The following is a 19,054-nucleotide window of genomic DNA, read 5'->3' on the forward strand; positions in this document are numbered from 1 at the left end:
CACACCCTCAATTCCGGCCCGCGAACGCCAATCGCCGCCGCGCCGCCACCAGGACGTCGAGCACGCGGCCCAGCGGCCGCTCGTCGCCGCAAAATCCGCACGCGCAGCGCACCTCGGGCTCGAGCAGCACCAGCAGCGCCTCGAGCACCGCCCCGCGCAGCGGCGCCGGCACCCGCTGCGACAGGGCAGACACCGCCGCCTCCGCGGTGCGCTGATTCGACGCCGCGTAGCGCCGGTGCGTCGCCTCGTACTCGGCCTGAAACGCGCGCATCGCCGCGAGCGTCGGCGGGATCTCGCGGATGCCCATGCGCACCCCGACCTCGCGCCAGAACACGCACGCCGCCGCCTGCTCGACCGCGGTCAGCGGCCGCCTGCCGCAGCGGGCGATCACCCGCGCCGGCTCGGTGACGAACGCGGTCAACACATATAAAAAATCCTCGTTGGCGATCGCGTGCCGCGCGTGGACCGTGTTGAGTCGCGCCAGCGCCGCGGCCCCCGGCCCGCTGTCGTAGCCCTGCTCGACCAGCACGCGCAGCAGATCGACCGTACGCCCCAGCCGCTGCTCCGGCCGCCGCTCCCACGCCCGCGTCTCGGCCAGGATCGCGGAGATCCGCGGGATCGCGAACACGCGGAACAGCGCCAGCGCGGCGCCCAGCCGGATCTCCGCCGCGAACTCGCGGCCGAACAGCCGACGCATGATCTGTAGATGATCCCGCTCGGGATCGAGGCAGGGCGGAGCCATCCTCCGCACCGAAGGCCAACCAGGAAGAGTCACCCGCATTGCGCGGCCCATGAGCGTCGGACCCGGCCGCTCCGGATCACTGCGAAGCCCCCGCGAGCGCCCCCACAGGCGGCCAGCCACTGCCTCGTTTCCGGCCAGTCGCCGCTCCGGCAGATCCCGAGGCCCCGGTCTGCAACCGCGAGCGACCTCTCCGCGGAGCGCAATCACCTGTCCCGAGGAACAGCAGCCCGTCCTCGTCGCTCGCGACGAATCCGCGGTGCGACAGCCGCCGGCGCGCGTCGACTTAATCATCACAGCGCCCCTGGAAACCTTGCACCCCGCGCGCCCGACCTTGCTCGCAATTCCGCCCGGCCGCGATCGCGCGCGTGAGGCCGCGTACACCCGTCCTCCCGCATTCCCGGCGCGTGCCCGGCTGCGGCGCCCTGCGATAGCATCCCCGCGGAGATTCCCACCATGACCTGCGCACGCGCGACCATGCTCGCAATGTCCTTGTTGTCCCTCGGCGCCTGCGGCGGCGACGACGGCGGCAACACGACCGGCAGCAGCACCTCTGGCGCCACCGAGACCGGCCCGACGACCGGCACCACCACCGCGCCCTCGACCGGCAGCACCGACGCGCCGACCACCTCGACCTCGACCGGCGCCGACCCGACCACGACCTCCACGACCTCGAGCACGACCTCCACCACCGACGACGTCGGCACCACCACCGGCACCAGCGACGATTCGACGAGCACCACCGGCGAGCCGCTGCGCGACTACTCGAGCGACCGCACCAAGTTCTTCGGCGATGCCCGCTGCGACGGCGCCGACGTCCTGCTGTGTGACTCCTTCGAGGCCGGCGCGATCGACCTGGGCAAGTGGCAGGTGACCGGGACCGTCACCATCGATTCGACGCACGCAGCGCGGGGCGACAGCGCTGCTCACATTCACACCGAGGGCAACGGCTTCTCGTACCTGCGCGAGGTCGTCACCTTCCCCGCCCCGAACAACACCTATTACGGGCGCATGTTCGTGTGGATCGACGCCGTCCCGATCGCCCCCGACTGGGCCCACTGGACCCTCGTCGGCGCCGTCGGCTCCGGCGAGCCCGGCGAGATCCGCGTCGGCGGGCAATACAACCCGTTCGCCGGCAAGAACCTGTTCGGCGTCGGCTCCGACGGCGGCCCGACCGGCGACTGGACCAACCTCGACGACGATCCTCGCGGCGACGCCAGCGCCGTGATCGTGCAGGACTGGGTGTGCCTCGAATGGTTGCACGACGGCGCCAACAACGAGACCAAATTCTGGTGGGACGCCACGGAGCACCCCTCGCTCGCCACCACCGCCGGGAGCCACGGCGGCAACCAGGACGCCGATTACATCATGCCGCAATTCGAATCGATGTGGGTCGGCTGGTGGCTCTACCAGGGCGGCCCGAACCCCGACCACTACGACGTGTGGATCGACGAGGTCGCCGTCGACAGCACCCGGCTCGGCTGCATCCTCTGAGCCGGCGGCTCCGCGCAGGCGATCCGCCGCTCCATGCAAGCGATCGCCCGCAACGGCGCCAGCAAGCCATCCTGCTGGCACCAAGGCGAGACGAGAGGCCTGAACAGGCACCATCCGCAACAACGCACGAGGCCGCGATCCTGCGCGAGCTTCGACGATTCGCGCGCCACGGACGCCTTCGCCCGTAACTCGCGTGAATGACCCTTCTCAGGACGAACGCCCTGGAGCAGGAAAAAGGAGACGGACAGGTGCGCGTGCAACACGGCGAGTCGCCGCGGAGCCGGCTGCATCCTCTGACTGCTGATTGGCGCCGGATCCAGCAGCGATCAGGGCGACGATTCCCTCCTGCCGCGATTCGAATCGATGGGTCAGCCGGCGCTCTCCCAGGCGATCCGAACCCCGCTCATCAAGAAATGTGAATCGCCGGGGCAGCGCTCCATCCCCGCATCCCCTGACCGCGAGCAGCCGCTCCTACGATTGCCGCTCGTCCTCCCGGCTCTCGCCGCGCCGCCCTCTCCCCCCGCACGACAGCAATCCTGCCGGCGCCGCCACGTGCAGGCGTCTGCGCGGCTGGACGGTGATCCACTCATCTGCGCTTGCGCCTTCGCGGCCCGCGGTACGCGCCGGCCGGGAGCCGACGACCGGCAGTCAATGACGCGTGGTCGTATCGCACCGTTGCCACACATCGGTCGCGAATCCGACGACGCCGAGCGGCTCGCTGCGCGGTTGCGCGCCTCGGCAATTAATCCGGCACCGTGTTCCGCCGCCATTGTGAGGTGGCAATCGTTCGACTCGGCGCTCGAGTCGCACCTCGCGATCCTCGGGCCTGCCCCGGCGGCTGCGCGCGAAAGCGGCTCTTGCGAGTCTGCGCCGTTCCGGTACCCTCGGCCAATGTCTAGCATTCAATCTCGCGGGGGCGTGTCGACGCTCCTGGTGGCGATGACGTTTAGCGTGGCGTGTGGCAGTCCGGCGACCCAGGGGACCGGCACGGAGTCGGACTCGGACACGGGCACCGGCCTGACCGCCGTCACCGAGGGCACCGGCGTCACCACCGACGGCACGGCCTCCGAGGGCTCGGTCACCGAGGGCGGCGGCACGGACAGCGGCTCCGATTCGACGCCGACGACCACGTCGCCCACCACCACCACCGACTCGACGGTCACGGACACCTCGGACACGAGCACCGCCACGACGACGCCCGTGACCTCGACCACGAGCGACACCACCAGCGAGACGACGCTCGACGAGACCACGACCGGGGACACCACCGGCGATACCACCGACACCACGACCACCGGCGACACCACCACCGGTGAGACCACCGACGATACGACTACCACGACCACCGGCGAGCCCCCGCTCGAATGTGGCAACCTCAAAGTCACGTACCGCGACTTCAAGCCGCTGCACACCGACTTCGGCTGTCACATGAGCGGCAACATGGCCCGCCCGGGCCTCGTGCAGCAGATGCTGGGTGGCGACCAGACCCCCGTCTACAACCCGAACCCGCCGGGCCCGCCGCCGGGCTACGTCGGCACGAACCCGCAGATCACCTCCGCCGCCTCGTACGACGACTGGTACCACACCAAGGACGGCATCAACATGGTGATCGAGAGCGAGCTCGAGTTGAACGAGATTCAGATGGGCATCTGGAGCTTCCAGAGCAACTCGTTCTACCCGCTCACCGGTCAGGGCTTCGGCAACAACGTCACGCCGAACTGGGCCAATCAGACCTTCCCCGACCGCAACGGCTCCTTCACCACGGAGATCCACACCAACTTCATCTACGAGGCCGGCCAGACCTTCAGCTTCAGCGGCGACGACGACGTGTGGGTCTTCATCGACGGCAAGCTGGCGATGGACCTCGGCGGCCTCCACGGCCCGGTCAACGGCACGATCAACCTCGACAACCTCGGCCTCACCCCCTTCCAGAGCTACTCCCTGGACGTGTTCCACGCCGAGCGCTGCGACAGCGGCAGCAACTTCCGCATCGACACCTCCATCAGTTGCTTCATCCCGATGTGACCGTTCGCTGCGCGGCGAATGTACACACCGGCCGCTCACGCTCGTGAGCGGCCGCATGAGGGGTACGAGCAATCGCCGGCGTGCGCACCGGGCGGCGATACGCATCGGCCGCTCGGCGCGCAGTGTACACGCGCCGAAACCAGCGCTTGCAGCCGCGCGCAGATCCGCTACATTCGCTCCAATGTCTAGCATTCCTTCTCTTGGCGGCCTCTCGACGCTCCTGGTGGCGATGTCTTTTTCGGTCGCGTGTGGCAACCCTGCCGTGCAGGGCACCGAAACCGACTCCGACACCGGCTCCGGCTCGACCGCCACCGACGGCACCAGCGCCACCACCGACGACCCGACCGCCGGCACCGGCTCCGAGTCCGACGGCACCGACAGCGGCACCGCGAGCGGCACCGAATCGACGACGACCACCACCACGTCGCCGACCACCACCGATTCGACCGTCACCGCCACGTCCGACCCCACGGACGCCACGACGACGCCGGTGACCTCGAGCACGGGCGAGACCACGCTCGACGAGACCACCACGCTCGACGAGACCACGACCACGACCACCGGCGAGACCACCGACACCACGACCGACACGACCACGGGCGACACCACCGACACGACCACCGACACGACCACCACCGGCGAGCCGCCGCTCGAGTGCGGCAACCTGCCGGTCATCTACCGCGACATGAAGCCGCTGCACGCCGACTTCGGCTGTCACATGTGGGGCAACGGCGTGCGGCCGACCCTCGTGCAGTCGATGCTGGGCGGCGACGGCAAGCCGGTCTACAACCCGCAGCCGGGCCCGACCCTGCCGGGGTACGGCGGCTCGAACCCGCAGATCAGCTCGGGCGCGTCCTTCAGCGACTGGTACAACACCAAGGACGGCGTGAACATGGAGATCGCGGGGGAGCTGGAGCTGACGGAGATCCAGCAAGGCGTCTGGAGCTTCGAGAGCGAGGAGTTCTTCCCGCTCACGGGTCAAGGCTTCGGCAACAACGTGACGCAAAACTGGGCCGGGGAGACCTACCCCGACCGCAACGGCTCGTTCACCACCGAGATCCACACCAACTTCGTCTACGAGGCCGGTCAGACCTTCAGCTTCAGCGGCGACGACGACGTGTGGATCTTCATCGACGGCAAGCTGGCGATGGACATCGGCGGCCTCCACCCGCCGGCCATGGGCACGATCGAGCTCGACTTGCTCGGCCTCACCGTCGGCGAGACCTACTCCCTCGACGCCTTCCACGCCGAGCGCTGCGAGGCGGGCAGCAACTTCCGCATCGACACCTCGATCAATTGCTTCATCCCGATGTGAGCGCCGCTCGGCGACGCTCGCTCGCGAATGTCGACACCGCGGCGCCCGCCGCGGCCGCTCACGCCTTGAAGGTCATGAGCGGCCGCATGCGGGCGACCACGTCGCACAGCCCCGCCTCGACCTGGCAGGCGATCACCGGGCCGATCGGCTTGTAGGCTGCGGGCGCCTCCTCGATCCGCCGCTCCTCGCGGAGGGTGATGCAGTCGACGCCTGCGAGCCCGAGGTCCTCGGTGTCGCGGCCGCGCCGACCCATCTCGAAGCGAGACGTCGCCCGTCCGGCCCCGTGCGACGCCGAGCCGAGCAGGTGCGGCGAGCCGCGCCCGACCAGCAGATACGAGGCCGCGCCCATCGACCCGGGGATGATCACCGGCTGCTCGGCGCCGGCCGGGCACGCGCCCTTGCGGGTGATCCAGCGCCGCGCCGCGCCTTCCACCGGCAAGGTGATGTTGTGCGGCAGGTCGTACACGAGCGGCGCGGCGACCTCGCCGAACAGCTCGCGCAGGCGCTGCCGCAGCAGCTCGGCGAGCAGCATGCGGTTGAGGAACCCGTAGTTCGCCGCGGTCGCCTCCGCCTGCATGTAGCCGGCGACGGCCTCGGGCTGATCCGCCAGCGACAGCGAGAACAGCCCCTCCGGCGGGAACTTCTGGCCCTTCGGCCACATGCCGCGCGCCCGGTCGCGCCACATCGCGCCGACGTGCTTGCCGACCCCGCGCGAGCCCGAGTGGATCATGATCGCGACCTGCCCGGCGCGGACGTCCCACTGCCGCGCGCGCCCCCGGTCGACGACCTCCTCGACGACCTGGATCTCGACGAAGTGATTGCCGCCGCCGATCGTCGCCAGACCGCCGTCGCGCACCACGCCTTCCGCGGGCACCAGATCCTCGGGCGCCCAGCGCGGGTCGCCGTCGAGCGCGCCGCCGAGGTGCACCCGATCGATCTCCCGCTCGAGCTGATCGAGGTCCGCTCGGGCCAGCTGCCCGAGCGGTCGGCGACGCACCGCCGCGAGCCACCCGACCAGCCCCTCACGGAACAGCCCCTGCATCGCCTCGGCCGTCATCGGCAGGTCGCGCGACGAGAAGAAGTAGTCGCCCTTGAGCCGCTCGACCAGGACATCGCGCTTGGCCAGCAGCTGCTCGGCCGACAGGTCGACCACGTGCAGGCGCATGCCGCAATTGATGTCGGTGCCGACGGCCGCGGGGACGACGATCCCCTCGGTCTCGACGATCGAGCCGATCGCCACCCCTGCGTCACCCGGGTGGAAATCGGGCGAGGCTCGCACGGTCGACACGCCGCCGCCCGCCGGGTGGCGCAGCGCGGCGAGCCCGGCCAGCTGGCGCAGCGCCTTGGCCTCGACCGGGAAGTCGTCGGGGAGGAGGACCTCGCCCGCCGGCGCGTCGGGCACGTCCTTGAGCCGCACACGGTAGACACGACCGTCGCGCTCGACATGAAGGCCCTCGCGCGCGAGCGCGGCGAAGACCCGTTGCAAGTTCTTTGGCTGCATGAACACTGGGCTCCTGCGCGCGCGTCGGCCCACGCGCGAGCATGCGTCGCGCCGCCTCGGCAGCGCGCGCCACGTGCCTGTGCGTCGCTGCCCTTCGGGCCGTGGCGTGACGCACAGATCCTATCCACCCTGGCGCAGCGGACAGCCGCGCACCAGGGCCCAGAGATTTTCCGCTCAGCAGCCGCGGAAGCCCCGGAAGTTACGAGCACCGCCGGGGGAAGTCAAGCTCGATCCGGCAGCGCGACCTTGAGCCTCACGCATCGGCCGACGCACGCCGACCTACCTCACGGTCACGTGCTCACCCCAGCCGCCCTCACGACCTGTCCCTTTGAACAGGCGCCCCGTCTCACCGCATCACCTGTCCCTTCGAACAGGCCATCACCAGCTCCGGCGCCGCCGGCTCGCGGCGCCACCACCCGGCTTCGCCCGGGCGCGTGAACGTGTAGCGCCAGAACTGCACCCGCACGTGGGAAGGCCGGGCCAGCAGCGGCGTCACGAAGAACGCCTGCGCCCGCTCCGGCTGCTCGCACAGGTCCGCCAGCAGCCGGCGCACGTAGCCGGGGGGCGCTCGCCGGGCCCGCAGCCCGTAGAACCACAGCATGAAGTCGAGCCGCGGCTGATGCGGCGCCACGATCGGCGGCGCCCGCTCGAGCGGACCCGGCTTGTAACGCAGGTCGTACGTCCGCCACGCCCCCGCCTCGAACCCGGCGAACTCCGGCTCCACGCGCGCGCGGGTGATCTGCGCGAACAGGTGATACGCGTTGAACACGTGCCACTGCTCGGTGTACCGCTGCAGCGCCGCAGACCACCGCCCGCCGCCGTCGCCGAGCTCGACCCGCGCCGTCACCAGCGACAGAGTCACGTACACGACCGCGAACGCAGTCACCAGCCCCGCGCGCAACCGCGGCCACGACGGCGCGCCCACCCCCTCGCGCGGCAGCAGCACGCGCCCCCACACCGCGCGCCCCGGCAGCCGCGCGTACACTTTTAAAAGATCCGCGTCGCTCAGCATGAACAGGTGCAGCGTCAGCGACAGGTAGACGAAGAACCCGTAGTTCGCGGTCGCCAGGTTGACCAGCTGGAACCCCGTCAGCACCACCAGCGCGACCAGCCGCCCGCGCCGCCCGCAGAACAGCAGCACCGGCACGAGCAGCTCGATCACCAGAGTGGCCCGGCTCTCGAACCCGTGCCACCACCCCGGCAGGTTGTGCGCGAACCAGGCCAGCGGCGCCGGCAGCGGCGCCGTCTCGTAATAATAGGACATCGCGCTGCCGTCCAGCCAGTCGCCGATCGGCGAGCCCCATTTGGCCAGACCTGACTCGAAGTACAGCTTGAACGCCGCGAACAGCAGCAGCAGGTGCGCGGTCGGCTGCGGCCGGTCGCGCGGCAGGAGCAGCGCCAGCACCCCGCACTCGACCAGCATGCTGTCCCACTGGAACTGGAGGAACGGCGCGCCGACGCTGACGAAGCCGAGATAGAGCAGCGTGGCGATCGCCAGGCACACGCGCGGCCACACCCCGACGAGCGCCAGCGCCCCCGCGAAGATCCCCGCCGTCGCGGCCCCGCGCAGCGCCGCGTCGCTGGACCACCACCAGAACAACGTCGGCGTGGCCAGCCACCCGCCCGGCCGCGCTCGCGCGACCGCGTCGGCGATCGGCGACAGACCCTCGGCCCCGAACAGTGGCTCCACCTGCGCTCGCAGCGATGCGAACGCGATCACGAATACCAGCCCGAGCAGCGCGTGAAACAGCCGCGCCACCACCGGCCCCGAATCGGGCGTCATCCAGCCGAAGCGGCCGGTCGGCGCGGCGCGGTCCGTCACCCGCCGACACTACGAGCCGATGCAGCCGATGACAACCGCGCGGCTTGACCCGCCCCACGCTTTCGCGTCACCTTCGGCCCATGACGCTTATCCGAACCCCCTTAGACCCTGTCCGCGCCTCCCTCTTCGCCGCCCTCGGCCTGCTCGTCGCCTGCGCTCCCGGCAAGAGCGAGACGGAGACCGACTCCTCCTCGCTGTCCGAGACCGGCGCCACCACCGACCCCGCCACCACCGGGACCAGTCCCGTCACCGACGCCGCCACCGATCCCGGCACCGGCTCCGAGAGCGGCGGGCAGACCACCACGACGTCCGCCACCACCGACGCGCCGACCTCGACCACCGGCACGGCGCCGGCGCTCTGCGAGGGCACCGTCACCGAGCTCATGCAGGCCTTCGTCGATCCGCCGACGCCCTCGGGCTTCGTGAAGTGCGACGACGGCGTCATCCACCGCCCCGAGCCGCGCGAGTGCCTGTCCCCCGTCACTCCCACCAGCTGCCCCGCCGACGCCGCGCCCGAGAGCGAATGCCTCACCGACGCCGACTGCACCGAGAAGCCGTTCGGCTCGTGCCAGCTCAACATGGTGTTCGGCGGCATCCTCGCGCCCGGCGACACCTGCGGCTGCGTGTACGGCTGCCAGAACGACGCCGACTGCGGCAGCGGTGAAGTGTGCCGCTGCGCTGGCGACGAGCTCGGCCTCTATACCGAGTGCGTCCCCGCCACCTGCATCACCGACGCCGACTGCGCCGGCGAGCTCTGCGGCTTCTCCCCCGACATCTGCGAGCCCGGCGTGTTCTCCTCGCACTGCACCACGCCGAACGACCTCTGCGAGGGCAACGGCGACTGCCCCAGCCCGCCGTGCGTGTTCGACGAGGGCACCCAGGCGTGGGCCTGCGCGAACGCGGCCTGCGGTCGGCCCTTCCTCGTCGACGAGCAGCCGGTCACCGCGCCCGCTTGCAGTCGCGACGACTGGCGCGCCCTCGTGCGCGTCCCCGTCGCGCTCCCGCCGACGCGCGCGCGCCTGGCCGCTTACTGGAAGCAGATCGGTCTGTACGAGCACGCCTCGGTGGCCTCGTTCGCGCGCTTCATCCTTCAACTGCTGGCCGTCGGCGCTCCCGCCGACCTGGTCAAGGACGCGCAGCAGGCCCTCGCCGACGAGATCGAGCACGCGCGCCTGTGCTTCGCGCTGGCGAGCCTGTACGAAGGGACAGGTGTCGGCCCCGGCCCGCTGACCGCCGGCGACGCGCTCGGCGAGTTCGACCTCGACGCAGTGGTCGCCGCGGTCATCCGCGAGGCCTGCGTCGGCGAGACGCTGTCCGCCCTCGAGGCCCGCGAGGCCGCCCTGCGCGCCGAGGACCCGGCCGTGCGGCGGATCCTCGAGCAGATCGCCGCCGACGAGCACCGCCACGCCGAGCTCGGCTGGCGCTTCGTCCAGTGGGCGCTGGAGCGCGCGAGCGCGGACCAGCGCGCGCGCGCGAAGGCGGTGTTCGCCGCCGCGATCGCCGGCGCCGAGGCCACGATCGCCGAGCTCGCCGAGCAACCCGGCGAGCCCGAGCTGCACGCGCACGGCGTCGTCGACGCCCCGCTGCGCGCCGCGCTGTGGCGCGAGGGCCTGCGCGAGCTGGTCCGCCCCACCCTCGACGCGCTGCACTGCGCCGCCTGAGCCCGCTGCAACCATCGAGGATACCTGCCGCGGAGGACTCCTCCGCGGCCGGCCCACGCACGCCTCGTCGACACCTCTGCGCGCCACATAGCGGCGCGAGAGCACACTCGCTGCGCTGCACGATCTGAGCTCGCTGTCGCTTGATCAAGCGACTCACCGCGCCGCGCATCCTCCCACCTGGCGACCGCCGTGACGTGTGACCGCGCGGAGGTCTGCGCGAGCGACAGCCGCTGCATCCGCTCGCCGAGAAAGTGACAGCGACGGCAACCTCTCCGACGCCCCACCCCCAGCCTCTCATTCCGCCCCGGCAACCTCCGTGAGCCTGCCCCACGCTGTCCCACACGCCGCCCGCGACAGCGCCGCCGCGGCCCGGTTCCCGACGAACGCGATCGCTGTCACTTTCGCCGCCGCCGACATCGCCCACCCGCGCGGGTTCCCGGTCCGGCGCCGCGACAACGCCGCCTGACGCAGGTTCCCGGGCGAGTTCGTCGCGTGCGGCCCACACAATTTTTCGTCGACCGAGGAACCGCGACCCCGGGCCTCTGTCTGTAGCGGCGTCGACGGTGCTGCGACGGTGAGCGGGACAGCGGCTGCGAGGCGGCCCATCCGCCGCCGCGACGGACCCCCGCGCGGCGCGAAGAGCCTGCTCGTCGAGACAGTACCCAAAGAACATGTCCGAACAGTCAGTAAACGTTCGTATGAAAGCCAGTGACGCCATGACGACCCGCAACCATCGAATCGAAGTCAGCTCCCTCCACAACGAGTCCGAGGTGCAGGACGGCGGCCGAGTCGCCGAGGTCGTGGCCATGTACAACGACACCGTCCTCGACGTGCAGCACCTCGGCCAGACGCGCGACGGCCGGCGCAGCGCGCCCAGGTGGCTCGCGGCCGGCGGCGCTCTGATGCTCGGCGGCCTCGCCCTCTTCGGCCACGACGCCGCCCAGGACTGGGACGGCCACGCCGACGCCGTCAAGGCCGCCGCGGAGGTCAGCGCCCCCGCGCCGAAGGCCCCCGGCACCGGCCTCGGCGGCCTCGGCTTCGGCCTGGCGATGCTCGGCATCATCCCCTTCGGCGTCGCCGCCATGCGCATGCAGGACCGGGCCCGCACCGCCTACACCCTCGGCGAGGGCCACGACGCGGCCTTCCACGTCGCGGTCCCCGGCCGCCGCGAGCTCCCGATCGTCCAGGGCGAGCGCGAGCACAACCTGCAGTTCACCGCCGACATGACCGGTGAGGTGCGGATCGGCGACACGCACGTGACCCTCGAGGAGCTCATCCGCAACGGTCGCGCGCGCCAGGTCGAGGACGGCGTCTACACCTACCCGCTCGCCGCCGGCGCGAAGGCCCGGATCCGCTGGCAGGGCCTGACCTTCTTCATCCACTCGGTCGCCCCCGGCCGCGTGATCGCTCGCAAGAGCGAGATCGACAAGCCGTTCTGGTTCCACAACGGCCTGTCGGCCGCCGCGATCGGCAGCCTCATCCTGCTCACGCAGATGATCCCGAACGAGGCCGGCGCGCTGGCCCTCCAGGAGGAGCTCGGGGACAGCCGCTTCGTCGGCTACCTCGCGCAGCCGAACGAGCAGAAGGACGACGCCATCCCGACCGAGGAGGAGCAGGCCGACGAGCCCGGCGGCACCGCCGGCGAGCGCCACGTCGGCGACGAGGGCAAGGCCGGCAAGAAGGAGAGCAAGCAGGTCAGCGGCCGCTACGCCATGAAGGGCACCGCGTCCGCAGTCCCCAAGCTGGCCCGCAACTTCGACCCGAACATGGACGCCCGCACCACCGGCGTCCTCGGCCTGATGAAGGCCGACTCGGGTCACTTCATGGCCTCGCCCTTCGGCGACGCGTTCGCCGTCGGCAACGACGACCAGGACGTGTGGGGCCAGCTGGTCGGCAAGGACATCGCCGAGTCCAACGGCTTCGGCGGCCTCGGCCTCGTCGGCAGCGGCCGCGGCGGCGGCGGCACCGGCGAGGGCACGGTCGGCCTGACCTCGGTCGGCCTCATCGGTCACAACCGCCCCGGCGACGGCGAAGGCGGCCTCCACCGCCGCTCCGCCGGCTTCGAGGACCGCAAGACCCGCACTCCGCAGGTCCTCGCCACCAAGGCCGAGGTCATCGGCGGGCTCGACAAGGACCTCATCCGCCGCGTCGTGCGGGCTCACATCAACGAGGTGCGCTACTGCTACAACCAGGGTCTGGCCAAGGACGCCAACCTCAAGGGCCGCGTCGCCGTCCAGTTCACCATCGGCGGCGCCGGCAAGGTCACCTCCGCCGTGGTCGGCGAGACCGACCTCAAGGACCGCGCCGTCGGGTCCTGCATCGCCCAGGCGGTCAAGCGCTGGTCGTTCCCCAAGCCGGCCTCGGGCGGCGCCGCGATCGTGACCTACCCGTTCATCCTCCAGCCCGGCTGACCTGAAAGACAGCCTCGCCCGACCGGGCGGAGCCCCGCGCTCCGCCCGGTTTTCTTTTGCGCGCAGTCACTCCGCGAGCGCCGCGTCCGGATCGCGCCGCAGCTTCAAAATCTTCTCGATGCGCTCGAACAGGTCGATGCGGTCGACCAGATCGTGGAGATAGTCGAGCTTGTCGGTCTCGATCGTCACCGTCTCCGACAGGTCGTAGCGCGAGAACCACGCGTCGTAGAGCTCCTGCAGGCGCCGCAGATAGCTGGTCGGGATCGCCTGCTCCTCCGGCCGCCCGCGCAGCGCGATCCGCTTGCGCAGCGTCCGCATCGAACATTTTAAATAAATCATCAGGTCCGGCGGCGGCAGCTGCTGCACGATCGCCTCGTAGAGCTCGCGGTAGGTCTGATAGTCGCGCCGCGTCATCTGCTTGCGGCGGTACAGGTTCTCCGCGAAGATCTCCGCGTCCTCGTAGATCGTGCGGTCGCCGATCACCGGCTGCGTCGCCCGGATGAGCTCCTGGTGGATGCGGAATTTCTTGGCGAGGAAGAACACCTGCGAGTGGAACGCCCACCGCGGCATGTCCGAATAGAAGTCGACCAGGTACGGGTTCTGCTCGTTCGGCTCGAAGTGCGGCGTCAGCCGGAACTGCCGCGCGAGGAACGTGACGAGCGTCGACTTGCCGACGCCGATGTTGCCGGCGACGGCGACGAACCTGCGGGGGCGGGCAGCGTTCACCCAGGCCGGGTACCGCGATCGCGTGCGCGTGTCGAGTGCGCGAACCCGCGCGATCGACCTCGCAGACGCGCAGCAGCGCAGCCATCGCTCGCCCCGCCGCGATCGACTCGCTGGGCCCGCAGATCTGCCGCGCCATCACGTGAAGCTCGCGAGCAGCGCCGACATCGCCGGCACTCCGATCGCCGTGAGCCCCGACAGTCGAAACCCTCGTCGCCGCGTCGACCCATCGCCGATCGTCCCTCGCACCTCGACTCGACGTCGCCGCGAACATCACCGTCGAGTGACCTCGCCGGGGCAGGCCTGACGAGGCCGGTGACCACCACCTGGTTCGCGGGCGGAGCTCCCGTGCTCGCCGGGACCGATCTTCTCGGCATGGGTCCGCGAGTGCTCACCGGGCCGGGCCCGGGCGGCCGGCGGCCGGCACGCGAACGATTCGTGCCGGCTCGTCGCCCGTTGACGCGCCGGACCTGTTTGTTTTCTCGTATCATCCGCGCCCACATGCCCGCTGCCGACGACCCTGCCGCGCGCCCGAGCGGGCCCGAGCCACCTGGGTCGTCCGCGCCGGAGCGGCCCGTCCGGCTCGTCCTCGCCGCGCTGCTGCTCGTCGCGTTTCACCTGGCGTGGTTCGCCTATTTCGTGCCGCTCGACGCCTGGTGGACCACCACTCCGATCACCGGCGTCGACTTCGAGACCCACGTCGGTCAGACCTGGCGCTTCATCGAGGCCATGGACGGCTGGGGTCACAGCTGGATGTACGACCCGCGCCTGCTCGCCGGCTACTTGCAGGGCGTCATCTTCGACGCCGACAACAAGGGCTGGGAGGTCTGGACCTGGCTCTTGAGTCATGTCGGCGTCCCGGCCGGCCTCGCCTTCAACCTGTTCGTCGCGTGCGCGCACCTCGGCGTCTTGCCGGTCGTCTACGCCTCGGCGCGGCTGTTCGACCTCTCGCGCCGCGCCGCCCTGTGGGCCGCCTTCCTGGCCTCGCTGCTGTGGTTCTTCGACTCGTTCTCGCACTGGTGCTGGTGGATCGGCATGGTCGCCTACGCCGTCTGCGGCTACCTCTCGCTGCTGCCGCTGGCGCTGTTCTACCGCTGGACCCGCCAGCGCAAGCCGTGGCAGGGCCTCGCCGCCGGCCTCGCTCTCGGCGTCGCCCACCTCGTCCACCCCTACACCTTCGTCGTCCTGGTCGCGCCGATGCTCGTGCTGTACCTCCGCGAGCTCCGCCGCCTCGGCGCGCGCGGGCACTTCGCCGTCCTGGCGATGGTCGTCTTCACTCTGGTGCTCAACACCTGGTGGCTCGCGGTCGCGGTCCGGTTCTGGCACTACATCCTCGACTCCGGCTTCTTCGGCCAGTCGGGCCCGCAGTGGCTGCTCGCCGACTACCTCGGCCTCGTCCTCGACACCGCCACCTCGGGCCTGCTCGGCACGCGCACCGGCTTCCGCTTCCTCGTCCTCGGCGCCGCGCTGGTGGGCCTGTGGCGCTGGCGAAAGGCCCGCGACCCGCGGACCTTGCCGATCGCCGTCGCCATGGTCGCCATGGCGCTGCTCGCCTACGCGGCCGGCTACATCTGGCTCTTCAGACAGATCCAGCCGTACCGCCACGTCCTCCCGCTCGCCTTCCTCGCGGTCATCCCCGCCGCCGCCGCGCTCGAGTCGGCGCGCCTGGGCGGGCTGTGGCGCTCGCTCTCGCCCCCGGCCCGCGTCCTCGTCGTCGTCCTCGCCCTCCCGGCCGGGCAGATGCTGCTGCGCGACGTCCTCTACTTCACGCCGGCGCACCTGCCCGAGGTCGCCCCGCTGTACAGCGGCGAGAGGGTCCTGCTGGCCGCCAGCGGCTACCCGCCCCACCCCGACTACCGCCTGTTCCCGGCCCGGCCCGAGCACGGCGAGATGACGAAGTGGGTCCGCGAGGTCGACGACGGCCAGAGCCGCTTCCTGGTCGAAGAGCCAGCCGTGGGCGAGCGGCTGCACTGGCAGACCGACGCCCAGATCATCGGCGGCTTCCGCTTCCGCAACCTCGAGCACAGCATGGCCAACCTCTACCGGCGCCACAAGTTCGGCGTCGCCGGCGACGACCAGCTGCGCACCTACTTCGAGACCTACGCGGTGCGCTGGGTGATCGTCACCAGCAACGCGACGTGGTGGAACACGCGGCCCGACCTGATCGTCCCGGCCGGCAAGGTCGGCCACCACCGGATCTTCCGCACCACGATCGAGCCGCACCTGATCCAGCAAGGCGGCGGCAAGGTGGTCGCCGCGCCCAACCGACTCAGCGTCACCGGCAGCGACCCGGACATCGATCTGGTGCTGCGCTTCCACTGGATGGAGTACCTGGTCTGTGAGCCAGGTTGTGAGCTCCGCCGGGAGAAGATCGACGACCTCGACCACGTCGGCTTCATCCGCGTGCCCGCGCCCCACCCGGCCGACCTCGAGATCGTCAACCGCTACGGGGAGGCCGGGCGATGATCGCGGCACTGCGGATCCTCTTCAACGTCGCCGCCTACCGCCTGCAGCGGCTCGAGATGGCCAACATGGGCGGCGCGCTGCTCATCATGCTGGCGCTGCGGCTGTCGCCGACCGACGTCGCGGTGCGGCTCGCGTTCGCCTTCCTGCTCAACCTGCTCGTCTACCTCAACAACGACTACCTCGACCTGCCGACCGACCTGCGCTCGCCCGAGCGCGACGACGCCAACACCCGCTACCTCCGCGACCACCGCGGCGCGGCCCTCGGCGCCCAGCTCGGCCTCGTCGCCGCGCTGCTCGCCGTCGCCGGCGCGTGGGACCTCGGCCTGCTCGTCCCGCTGGTCGTCGGCGGCGGCGTGTGCTGGCTGTACTCGGCGCGGCTCAAGCACGTGCCCGGGGCCGACATCACCGCGATGATGGTGTGGGGCGCGGCGATGTTGACGGTCGCGTTCCCGCCGACGAACGCGCTCGGCTGGGCGCTGGCCGGCCTGCTCGCGCTCGACTCGGCGGTGTTCGAGACGATCCAGGTCATCCGTGACCACGACGCCGACCGCGACACCGGCGTGCGCACCACCGCCGTCGCTCTCGGTGTCCCGCGCACCCTCGCGCTCGCCCGCGGCCTCCTGGTCCTCGGCGCGGCCGCCGCCGCCCTGGCGATCCACCCGCTGGTCGCCGTGCCGCCGATGATCGGCGTCACCCTGCCGCTCGGCCGTCCGGAGCGGTACTGGAACCAGATCCGCGTCCTGCTCGGGCTCGCCTTCCTGTTCGCCGCCGGGTGGGTCTGGCTCCACGGCGCCACCGCCGGATGGCTCGTGCGCTGCCTCCCGGACGCCTGTACGGCGACCTCTGGCCTTTCGGTCATGTCGCAATAGACAGGCGCAGATCGACCCGCTTGCGCCGACATCGGGGTCGCCGTGCACTATTTTACGAAACCGAGCGTGTAAAATACCCTGAAGGTTTTTCGTTGAACTGGACGGACTCGTCCCATATGCTGAACAGCGCTTCAGTCTAGCGAAGTTGTCGGAGCGGCCGCACATGTCCCAAGAAGCACGTTATGACACCCACTTCTCGAGCCCGGCGGATGTCGAGGAGTTCGTCTCGGTCCTCGAGCGGTTCGAGCGCGGCGAGATCAACTCGGAGGACTTTCGCACCTACCGCCTGAAGCGCGGGGTGTACGGCCAGCGGCAGATGGACGTGAACATGCTGCGGGTCAAGTTCCCCGGCGGCATCATGAGCGCGGCCCAGTTGCGCACCGCGGCCGGCGTGGCCCGCGAGTACACGCAGTATCACAAGGGCCACATCACCACCCGGCAGAACATCCAGTTCCACTTCGTCAAGCTTGCCGACATGCCCGAGGTGATGGGCCGCTTCGACGTCACCGGCGCGACCACCCGCGAGGCCTGCGGCAACACCGTCCGCAACATCACCGGCTGCCCGTACGCCGGCGTCAGCGGCACCGAGGCCTACGACATCACGCCCTACATGCACGCGCTCGTGCGCATGTGCCTGCGCGAGGAGTGGGCCAACAACCTGCCGCGCAAGTTCAAGATGGCCTTCGAGGGCTGCACTCACGAGGACCACGCGCAGACGGCGATCAACGACGTCGGCTTCCGCGCCAAGATCAAGGACGGCGTGCGCGGCTTCGAGGTGTTCGTCGCCGGCGGCCTGTCGACCAGCCCGCGGCCCGCGTATCGCCTGCACGACTTCATCCCGGCCGACGAGATGCTGGCGCGCACCGAGGCGATCATCCGCGTGTTCGACCAGCACGGCAACCGCAAGAACCGCGCTCGCGCCCGCCTGAAGTACGTCATGAAGGCGCTCGGCGAAGAGGGCTTCGTCACGGTCTACGAAGGCGAGGTCGCCAAGCTCGTGGCCGCCGGCACGCTCGTGCGGCCGATCGAGCTGCCGCCGGACGAGACCGCGCCGGCGTGGAACGACCGCGCTGTGGCCGGTCCGCGCGCCGGCGACGACGACCCGCAGTACAAGGAGTGGCTGCGCACCGTCGACCCGCAGAAGCAGTCGGGCTTCGCCGCGGTGACGATCAAGCTCGACCGCGGCGACATCTCGGCCGAGCAGTTCGACCAGCTGGCCGACCTCGCCGAGACCTTCACCGACGGCACCCTGCGCGCCGGCAACCGCCAGAACCTCATCGTCCGGTGGGTCCGCACCGAGTACCTGCCGCACCTGTTCGCCGCGCTGCAGCAGATCGGCCTCGCCGAGCTCGGCTCCAACACGATCCACGACGTCGTCAGCTGCCCGGGCGCCGACAGCTGCAACCTCGCGGTCACCCACAGCATGAGCCTCGCCAAGCACCTGACCCGCTTCCTCAAGAACGCGGGCAAGTCGGCCGACAGCGTCGAGCTCGCGCGCTCCGCCGACATCAAGATCTCCGGCTGCCCCAACTCCTGCGGTCAGCACCACGTGGCCGCGATCGGCTTCCACGGCACCGTCCGCCACGTCGGCGACGGCAAGCAGGTCCCCGAGTACCAGCTCCACCTCGGCGGTGGCTTCGACGCCGACGGCGTCCAGTTCGGCCGGCACATCGTCAAGATCCCCGCCCGCCGCGCCGGCGAGGCCCTCCTGCGCCTCCTCGACCTCTACCGCGACGAGCGCGAGGACGGCGAGGACGCACGCGCCTTCTTCCGCCGCGTCACCAAGGAGGACGTCGTCGAGGCCCTCGGCGACGCCCTGCTCGACAGCCAGTTCACCAACCTGCGCGACGACGACGTGTTCGACCTCGGCCAGGAGCGCACCTTCGACGTGGCGATCGGCCGCGGCGAGTGTGCCGCCTAGCCTCCCCCCTCAGCCGGCCGACCGGATGCGGCAGGTCTTTCGACCTGTCGCTTTTTTTTCATGTCCTGAAGGACATGTGATTCGACCCGCGGCGCGCGGACCAAAAA

At 70.6% G+C, this 19,054-nt stretch carries 13 protein-coding genes; 9 read left to right on the forward strand and 4 right to left on the reverse strand.

The window, feature by feature from the left end; genetic code table 11:
- Positions 1-7 precede the first annotated feature (7 nt).
- Positions 8-697 (reverse strand): oxygenase MpaB family protein, encoded by a 690-nt coding sequence (locus O0S08_RS45015; RefSeq protein WP_269035690.1) that lies wholly within the window; start codon positions 695-697, stop codon positions 8-10.
- 528 nt (positions 698-1,225) lie between these two features.
- Here O0S08_RS45015 and O0S08_RS45020 point away from each other — a divergent pair.
- The 3 genes from O0S08_RS45020 to O0S08_RS45030 all read left to right on the forward strand — a co-directional run bounded on the left by O0S08_RS45020 (position 1,226) and on the right by O0S08_RS45030 (position 5,573).
- On the forward strand, positions 1,226-2,233 hold the full coding sequence (locus O0S08_RS45020) for a hypothetical protein (protein ID WP_269035691.1): 1,008 nt from the start codon (positions 1,226-1,228) through the stop codon (positions 2,231-2,233).
- 891 nt (positions 2,234-3,124) lie between these two features.
- Positions 3,125-4,258, forward strand: a complete 1,134-nt coding sequence (locus tag O0S08_RS45025; RefSeq protein WP_269035692.1) for a fibro-slime domain-containing protein — start codon at positions 3,125-3,127, stop codon at positions 4,256-4,258.
- A gap of 181 nt (positions 4,259-4,439) precedes the next feature.
- On the forward strand, positions 4,440-5,573 hold the full coding sequence (locus O0S08_RS45030) for a fibro-slime domain-containing protein (RefSeq protein WP_269035693.1): 1,134 nt from the start codon (positions 4,440-4,442) through the stop codon (positions 5,571-5,573).
- A gap of 58 nt (positions 5,574-5,631) precedes the next feature.
- On the opposite strand, the gene O0S08_RS45035 is transcribed toward O0S08_RS45030, so the two are convergent.
- Both O0S08_RS45035 and O0S08_RS45040 read right to left on the reverse strand, forming a co-directional pair.
- Complete coding sequence (locus O0S08_RS45035) at positions 5,632-7,074, reverse strand: RtcB family protein (RefSeq protein ID WP_269035694.1); 1,443 nt, start codon at positions 7,072-7,074, stop codon at positions 5,632-5,634.
- A 346-nt stretch (positions 7,075-7,420) separates the two neighbouring features.
- Positions 7,421-8,896: a lipase maturation factor family protein gene (locus O0S08_RS45040; RefSeq protein ID WP_269035695.1), complete on the reverse strand. Its 1,476-nt coding sequence runs from the start codon at positions 8,894-8,896 to the stop codon at positions 7,421-7,423.
- Positions 8,897-8,976: 80 nt separating this feature from the next.
- On the opposite strand from O0S08_RS45040, the gene O0S08_RS45045 reads away from it, so the two are divergent.
- From O0S08_RS45045 to O0S08_RS45055, 3 genes are all read left to right on the forward strand, one after another.
- Positions 8,977-10,557: a ferritin-like domain-containing protein gene (locus O0S08_RS45045; RefSeq protein WP_269035697.1), complete on the forward strand. Its 1,581-nt coding sequence runs from the start codon at positions 8,977-8,979 to the stop codon at positions 10,555-10,557.
- Between the two features lie 316 nt (positions 10,558-10,873).
- The gene (locus O0S08_RS45050; protein WP_269035698.1) at positions 10,874-11,023 is read left to right on the forward strand and encodes a hypothetical protein; all 150 of its coding nucleotides are present in this window, start codon (positions 10,874-10,876) and stop codon (positions 11,021-11,023) included.
- A gap of 250 nt (positions 11,024-11,273) precedes the next feature.
- Positions 11,274-12,968, forward strand: coding sequence for an AgmX/PglI C-terminal domain-containing protein (locus O0S08_RS45055; protein ID WP_269035699.1), 1,695 nt, complete (start codon positions 11,274-11,276; stop codon positions 12,966-12,968).
- Positions 12,969-13,034: 66 nt separating this feature from the next.
- Here the strand turns inward: O0S08_RS45055 and O0S08_RS45060 are convergent, their stop codons facing one another.
- Positions 13,035-13,694, reverse strand: coding sequence for a deoxynucleoside kinase (locus O0S08_RS45060; RefSeq protein WP_269035700.1), 660 nt, complete (start codon positions 13,692-13,694; stop codon positions 13,035-13,037).
- Positions 13,695-14,192: 498 nt separating this feature from the next.
- Between O0S08_RS45060 and O0S08_RS45065 the strand changes: the two genes are divergently transcribed.
- The 3 genes from O0S08_RS45065 (at position 14,193) to O0S08_RS45075 (ending at position 18,947) form a co-directional block, all read left to right on the forward strand.
- Complete coding sequence (locus O0S08_RS45065; protein ID WP_269035701.1) at positions 14,193-16,157, forward strand: ArnT family glycosyltransferase; 1,965 nt, start codon at positions 14,193-14,195, stop codon at positions 16,155-16,157.
- Entirely contained in the window at positions 16,154-17,026 is an 873-nt protein-coding gene (locus O0S08_RS45070) for a UbiA family prenyltransferase (protein WP_269035702.1), read from the forward strand. Before O0S08_RS45065 ends, O0S08_RS45070 begins: the two co-directional genes overlap by 4 nt.
- A gap of 163 nt (positions 17,027-17,189) precedes the next feature.
- Positions 17,190-18,947, forward strand: a complete 1,758-nt coding sequence (locus tag O0S08_RS45075) for a nitrite/sulfite reductase (protein WP_269035703.1) — start codon at positions 17,190-17,192, stop codon at positions 18,945-18,947.
- Positions 18,948-19,054: the final 107 nt, after the last annotated feature.

Source organism: Nannocystis punicea (assembly GCF_026965555.1).
Taxonomy (GTDB): Bacteria; Myxococcota_A; Polyangia; order Nannocystales; family Nannocystaceae; genus Nannocystis; species Nannocystis punicea.